Origin of the sequence: Moorena sp. SIO1G6 (assembly GCF_010672795.1) — a bacterium.
Taxonomy (GTDB): Bacteria; Cyanobacteriota; Cyanobacteriia; order Cyanobacteriales; family Coleofasciculaceae; genus Moorena; species Moorena producens.
Window position 1 is genome coordinate 1 of the sequence record NZ_JAAHFZ010000119.1, and the last position, 6,759, is coordinate 6,759.

Annotated in this window: 6 protein-coding genes and 1 rRNA gene; 3 read left to right on the plus strand and 4 right to left on the minus strand. The window is 43.9% G+C overall.

Going from position 1 to position 6,759, the window contains the following annotated elements:
• Nucleotides 1-7 precede the first annotated feature (7 nt).
• A 5S ribosomal RNA gene (gene rrf, locus F6K63_RS36020) occupies nt 8-125 on the plus strand.
• 118 nt (nt 126-243) lie between these two features.
• Here rrf and F6K63_RS36025 read toward each other — a convergent pair.
• The 4 genes from F6K63_RS36025 to def all read right to left on the minus strand — a co-directional run bounded on the left by F6K63_RS36025 (nt 244) and on the right by def (nt 4,146).
• A complete protein-coding gene (locus F6K63_RS36025; protein WP_008187442.1) occupies nt 244-1,023 on the minus strand; it encodes a pentapeptide repeat-containing protein in 780 nt (259 codons plus the stop codon).
• 204 nt (nt 1,024-1,227) lie between these two features.
• A complete protein-coding gene (locus F6K63_RS36030) occupies nt 1,228-2,598 on the minus strand; it encodes a PrsW family glutamic-type intramembrane protease (RefSeq protein WP_287314897.1) in 1,371 nt (456 codons plus the stop codon).
• Between the two features lie 381 nt (nt 2,599-2,979).
• Complete coding sequence (locus F6K63_RS36035) at nt 2,980-3,180, minus strand: hypothetical protein (RefSeq protein ID WP_008187430.1); 201 nt, start codon at nt 3,178-3,180, stop codon at nt 2,980-2,982.
• A gap of 402 nt (nt 3,181-3,582) precedes the next feature.
• The gene (gene def, locus F6K63_RS36040) at nt 3,583-4,146 is read right to left on the minus strand and encodes a peptide deformylase (RefSeq protein WP_008187427.1); all 564 of its coding nucleotides are present in this window, start codon (nt 4,144-4,146) and stop codon (nt 3,583-3,585) included.
• A gap of 426 nt (nt 4,147-4,572) precedes the next feature.
• On the opposite strand from def, the gene F6K63_RS36045 reads away from it, so the two are divergent.
• Both F6K63_RS36045 and F6K63_RS36050 read left to right on the plus strand, forming a co-directional pair.
• Nucleotides 4,573-5,484, plus strand: coding sequence for a cell division protein FtsX (locus F6K63_RS36045; RefSeq protein WP_008187425.1), 912 nt, complete (start codon nt 4,573-4,575; stop codon nt 5,482-5,484).
• A 167-nt stretch (nt 5,485-5,651) separates the two neighbouring features.
• Complete coding sequence (locus F6K63_RS36050; protein ID WP_287294920.1) at nt 5,652-6,557, plus strand: DUF3598 family protein; 906 nt, start codon at nt 5,652-5,654, stop codon at nt 6,555-6,557.
• Nucleotides 6,558-6,759: the final 202 nt, after the last annotated feature.

Genomic DNA, 6,759 nt, shown 5'->3' on the forward strand with positions numbered 1-6,759 from the left:
ACCACTTCCTGGTGCTTATAGCGCTACGGAACCACACCGACCCCATCCCGAACTCGGAGGTGAAACGTAGCTGCGGCGAAGATAGTTGGTGGGTAGCTGCCTGCTAAAATAGCTCAGTGCCAGGATAATTAATTTAGACTAAAACCTCCTTAGGTAACCTTGACCTGAGGAGGTTTTGGTTTTAGGGATAATTGTACTTCCCCATCAGGCCACACCTAAAATTTAGCCACTTAAAATAGCCACTTAAAAGGGAGAAAGAAATCTCAAGAGTATGCTACCAACCGATGCCAGGGCGTTGCCTAAATTAGAACCTCCTTTAGAGGTTGCAGAATTTTGGGCAATTTCTATCCCTTTAACCAAACTTTGTGACGCTTGGTATCCAGGAATATTTCCTTGTTCTTTAAAGAGTTCACTAGCGATAGTACCATCTTGGGTCGCTGCTACTTCCTCTCCCAGTCTGAAACGAGCCATACCACGAGCCAAAAAAGCTGGAGCAAAGTCAGGCTTCATGCTCAAGGTTTTGTCGTAATACTCAATGGCAGTTTTGTAGTTACCTCTTTTGGCTTCTACTACTCCCCACGCATAGAAATCTTCTGCGGTACCTGCATAATCTGGAATACCGATGGTTCCTTGTATATAAGCATTACTCAAGCTCACACCATACAATTGGGCATTAACTAAAAACGCTTCCCTCAGGTCAGTACTGAATAAGTTAGCACCAGCAAGATTAGCACCAGCAAGATTAGCACCATTGAGAGAAGCACCACTGAGATTGGCACCACTCAGGTCAGCTCCTGTCAAATTAGCACGGCTGAGATTAGCACGACTCAAGTCAGCCCCAGCGAGATTAGCACCCACTAAGTCAGCCATAATCAAACCTACCCTAGTTAAATCACACCCTTGACACTGTTTGGTTGACAGTAACTGTTGAGTATGAGCTAGATTTTCAGCTTTAGCAATGGTGCTGAGGCTGGTCGTGGTTAGTAAAGCCGCAGTGGTTAAAATGGTGAGTTTGATGTTCATAGAATTCATTGTTTTTAAAACAGCTGCTAATTATGAATTAGTAATTATGAATTATGAAGTGTAAATTAGCAATTATGAATTATGAAGTGTAAATCCTAGTTGTGGTTAAAGTTTTTAGTTAATGTGATAGGCTAAACTTCTAAACCCCTTTAAAGTTTCAACTTTAAACCTTAAACTTTAAACCTTAAACTTTCATAAGTATCCCTAATTTTTAAAAAATTGGGTAGCGAAGTTTTGCGATCGCGTTGGTGATAGTGCCCTTGCTTTGAGAATTGCCGCTGTTAAAAAGACGTAGGACACAACCCCAACTATTGCCAAGAGTATACTATTAACATATCCCATCGCATTCCACAAGGCATGCAGAGCAGAAGCATTCAGATAGCCAATGCCTATGATCTGCCAACGCTTACGGGGTTTGAGGACGCTTAACCCAACAAAATACCCGAAGTATCCACTATAAGCCATGTGTCCTGCCACTGAGCCAAGAACCCGAGGAATCAGCAACTGCAATCCTAACAGGTCACCCTCCAATTCAGTAGTTGGCAGTATCACACCCTCTATAATATTCGGCACATATTGCCCTAAGGTTTCTACCAAGGTAAATCCCACCCCCGATGCTGTCCCCAATAAAATTCCATCGAGGGGTTCCCAGACACCAATTCTTTCTCGCCAAGGGGTACGCAGGAAATGTCCCAAAGCATATAGTCCCAGCATAGGTATAGCCTTGAGCAACTCTTCCATTAACCCAGCACCAAAAAACATCCGGATGAATAAAGTAGTCAAGTTGACAACTTCACCTAGTTGTGGTATTTCGCCAGGTAAAATTCCCCGAAAAATTTTGATAAATAGGGGCAGCAGCGGGCTGACCAAAATTAAACTGGTGGATAGAGTACTACCCAGCAGAACCCACCAAGGTTTAGGTTTGCCACAAAGTTGGTAAACAAAGTAATAGGCTAATCCTGCCAAGTAGGCAGCTAGCAAAAGATTAAAAACTACTGGTTGACCAACTGCAGCAAACATTGATACCACAAAGAGTACAGTCACGATACCAGGAGCCAAAAAAGCTTTTTGATTTAAATCCCGTCCTGTTGAAAAGATGGGAAACAGTTGGGTAAAGGTGACATAATCGGTCTGAGGCTTTGGTATCTTGCTAATCGGTTTTAGGGGTTTTTCTATGGCAATAGTTTGGGATGGGATAGATGGTAAATTAAGGGATGTCGTTACCTCGCACTCAAAGATGAATTTTGGACCATCGTGACCCAACTCAATCCGATCCCCGGAGTGCAATTGCTGACAACCCTGCAAATATTCGCCATTCACATAGGTACCATTCACACTATCAAGGTCACAAATTTCCCAGCGGGGACAGCCATTTTTTAGAGGGGTCAGAGGGCTAATTACCGCATGACGGCGCGATACGCTGACGTAGCGATAGGGATCTAAGGAAATTTTACAGTTAGGGTCACGTCCAATGACGTTATCCTCTAATTCAGAAAGGGGTAGTAGGGCGAGTATCTCTTTGTTATCGCTAGTGGAAAGCTGGCGCAGAAATCCACTGTAAACTTGACCAGTCATTGCTACTTTGGTCGTTATTGGTTATTCATACTCCCCATGCTAATCCGGCAGGGGATTCTAGTTTCAAGAACGTTTCTTTGGTTTGCAGATCTCTCGATCAACACAGATAGAAGAAACATCGACCCTCCTGTCTTGATGGAGAGCGCGAGTGGGGGTTTTCCCCAAGACCGCGCTGCATCGCTCGCATACTTCCCAAATGCCCAACAGTCCCCTTAGCAGAGGCTTTGGATTACTTTGGCTGCATTAACATCACCAGCATAGTAATCAGTTGTCCAACGTTTTTGTATATCCTTGGATCCTAATCATCCACCGTTTTCAATGGTTTCTAGCAAAGGAATTGCACCACCAAACGAATTGCACTACTATATTTTAATAATGTCCTTAGCCCTTTATATTCGCTCTGGCATCAAGCACCGCTAGGTAGAAAGAGAGACCACCGATAGGAATACTAGCAGCGAGGATAATTCCAGTCACCAAATTCCCTAACTCGGGGTCACCATAGGAAAGTTCAAAAATTGAACCCACAGCCGCAATCCCAGCAACACAGGCAATCATCAAAAACAGAGCACTTTTTGGGGTCATCATAAGCTTTTTTGTGAAATATTATTATCAGAAATCATAAGATTGAAATTAGCTGTGGGGCAATCAATTAAACCTAACCGCTAAGTAATAGGTCATATCTAGCCCGTTTTACTATTTATGATGCTTGGGTGTTAGTTAATTTAAAATTCAATATTAACAATTCCCAATTTTTAATTTATACCCATTAGATAAACCCTATTATAAGTGATTAACCGCACTTCAGATCAAATTTATAAGAGCAGTCACAGTTCAGTAAGTTGTAGAAGGTTAAGGGAGTAGAAAGATTACTGTGACTATAGCCATCGTAATTGAAAAGTTAACAAGAACAGGTCGTTATAGTCTTTCCCATCACCCCATCACCACCTCACCAGAGGTTTCACAAATAAACTCAGATTGGTATAGTTATTTAATTGGTTTCACCGCTTGGGGTGAGAACCCGTGCTTATTCAATTCTTCAGTCAAGGCTAGACCATTTTGCACCCGATCAACAAACATCACTCCTTTAAGGTGGTCTATCTCATGCTGAATGACGCGAGATAGTAATCCATTCGCCTTTAAGGTTCTAGGGCGTCCGTTTTGATCCTTGTAAGCTACTTCAATTTCGTCTGGACGGGTGACATCTAAATATACACCGGGAATGCTCAAACAACCTTCCTGGCCATCACACGGGGTGCTACCAAAACTCTTGATTTCTGGGTTAATTAACACCAGTGGTTGGTTATCTTGGTTATTAGGTTCACAGTCAACCACAATCATTTGCTTATTAATCCCGACCTGAGGGGCTGCCAAACCGATACCATCTGCACTGTACATGGTTTGCAGCATTTGCTCAGCTAATTTCCGGATGTTCTGGTCTACTTTAGCAACCCGCTTAGCAGGCTGACGCAGGACGCGATCGCCTAGATAATGAATTGTTAATGGTGGATTCTCTAATTTTTTCTTTTCAACGATAAGTTCAGCAGTCATGGGGTTATCGACTTGTGAGTCAGGGTATGCTTAGGGTTAGACGCTTAGCTGCTAAAGGATTAGAACACTCAACATACACATTCTTCAACAGAGTGCCTAAGACAGAGTGCCTAAGTTGGTCTATTATTATAGTCTTGCCTCGCTTTCTTAGTTTATCATGCCCCACGCCCCAAGAGCCTTCGCGCTGCGGTGCGACAAGGCGCTGCCTGAACCTCCTCAAGGGAACGCGCACCAAGAGAGGGGATGGGGACTGCGCCCCAATGATTTCATTGATTATCCCTGGTCGCCCATAGGTGGGAATTATTTCAGAATCGTACGTTTCTTGTGATTTATTGCTATCCCAAAATTCTTTTACAGCTTTTGATTTTCCTGGAAACTAGCAGCTCTATCGGTTAGAACCCAACAGTAACACCAAGTCAGGGACGGATGTTTAAATTTCTCACTCAACTGGACTACCTGCTGCGGGAAACTTTCTTAGGTCTACAACGTGGCGGCTGGAGCAACTGGGCGGCAGTTAGCACAGTCACTGTCCTATTGTTTCTGTTTGGTATAAGCTGGCAAGCCTCCTGGCAGTTAGGTGGGCTACTCAATCAGTTGGGGAGTCAACTAGAAGTGGCTGTTTATCTCGAACCAGGGGCTGAGGCAGAAATGGTCTTACCAGCAGTTGAGAAATTGCCCAAGGTGATGGCGGTTCAAACTATTTCCAAAGAAAAAGCTTGGGCATCCTTGGTTGAGGAACTGGGAATTTCGGACATTGCTGCTGCTACGGAACAGTTGGAAGGGAATCCCCTAGTGGATGAACTGAAGGTAAAGGTAAGCAAACCAAAGGATGTGCTAATTCTTGCCCAGCAGTTGTCACAGTTGCCAGGAATAGATCAGGTGCAGTATATGGATCAGACTCTCAAACAAATGCGACAGCTTCATCATGGTTTAGGCTGGGTGAGTCTGATCATTACTACCATTCTCAGTCTGACGGCAGTGGCAGTTGTTACCACCACAATGCGCCTGATTGTGATCGCAAGACGCCAGGAAATTGAGATTATGCAGCTAGTTGGGGCAACCAGATCCTGGATTTATCTGCCATTCATGTTGCAAGGAATTACTTTTGGTGTAGCTGGGGCAGCCCTAGCCTGGGTTTTGTTGATCGGTCTGCGGCAATTTCTGACTAATCTGCTCGCGACTGGACCTGATTTTATCGAATTTATCGCTACAGTGGTGCCACCTGACCCACTTAAAATTGTGGTGTTACCCTTACTGCTGTTGATTCTCGGGGGTTCAGTGGGTTTGCTCGGTAGCTGCTTAGCTGTTAGTCTCGAAAGCATCGCTATCGGAAAATGAGGTTACCAAAATTTGGTCTAATTCTGGTATTTTGTCAGTGGTTAGTGTCATGGCAAGTGGTTAGACCAACAGAGCAATGATGGAATGGAGGTTGGTAGACAGACTCATGACCCACGACTAACAACTAATGATACTAATGACTAAGAGCTAATCACTAAGGACTACTTATGCGATCGCAATGGGAATGTTTTTTGCAAAATCAAGGGAGTTGGCATGGTTCCTTTACCACATTCTCACCAAAAGGGCAACAGTTAAAAGATATTCCCTCTGTGCTCACTATAGAAGGACTCGACGATAACCACAAAATTCGTTTGACTCTTCGCTATCTGCCACCTGAACAAGCTATATTCAACCGAGTTCTGGAATACACCCATGTAGATCGCTATCTTATGTTCTTTGACACTGGTGCATTTTCCCAAGGCGCACTACAGTGGGGTCCTTATTCCGAATTTGGGGCAGAATTTGGCTTGATTGAGGGTAACCGTCGTCTGCGGATGGTCCAACTGTATAACAGGCAGAGTCAGCTGAAGCAGTTGACCTTAATTCGAGAAAAACTGGCGGGTACGGATACACCAGAACGTCCACCATTAACCTTGGAACAGTTGCTCGGAGAGTGGCGTGGAGAGGCAGTAACCCTTTATTCTGATTTGCGATCGCCTAACATCTATCCTACTCACCTTAAACTTCAGCATCATGAAAGTAACCGCTTAGTACAACAACTCACATTTGGCACAGGAGAATCATTACGTACCATCACCTCTAGCGCTAAGATTGATGGGTCAATTCTGTATTTTGACGGCGGTGCGACCCCGGTCGGGTTTCCCGACCTAGGGAACGCGCACCAAGAGAAGGGTGCTGTTTCTACTCAAGTTTTATTATTGCCCGATGGGGCATCATCTACTTGTCCAATAACGGTTAAGCCAGGTCATTCTTTCTTCCTAGAAGTAGGTTGGTTGTGGCAAACTAACCAACGTCAGCGGCTGATTCGCTCTTTTAACGATAAAGGGCAATGGGTTAGTCTTACTTTGGTAAGAGAGCACAAAGTATCTTCTGGGCATTATATAAAAGAATAAAAGATGAAGTATCAAGCATGAAGTATCAAGGATAAAGTATCAAGCATGAAGTAGGTGGGCTTTTTGACAACCCAGCTGGGGGGGCGACAAGCGCCCCGTAAACCTTGATATATATTAAATTGAGCGAATTATGGTAAAAAAAGATAGGTCAGAAATTGTCAAGACGACCTATCAAGTTAGAATGATACCATAATTATACCAA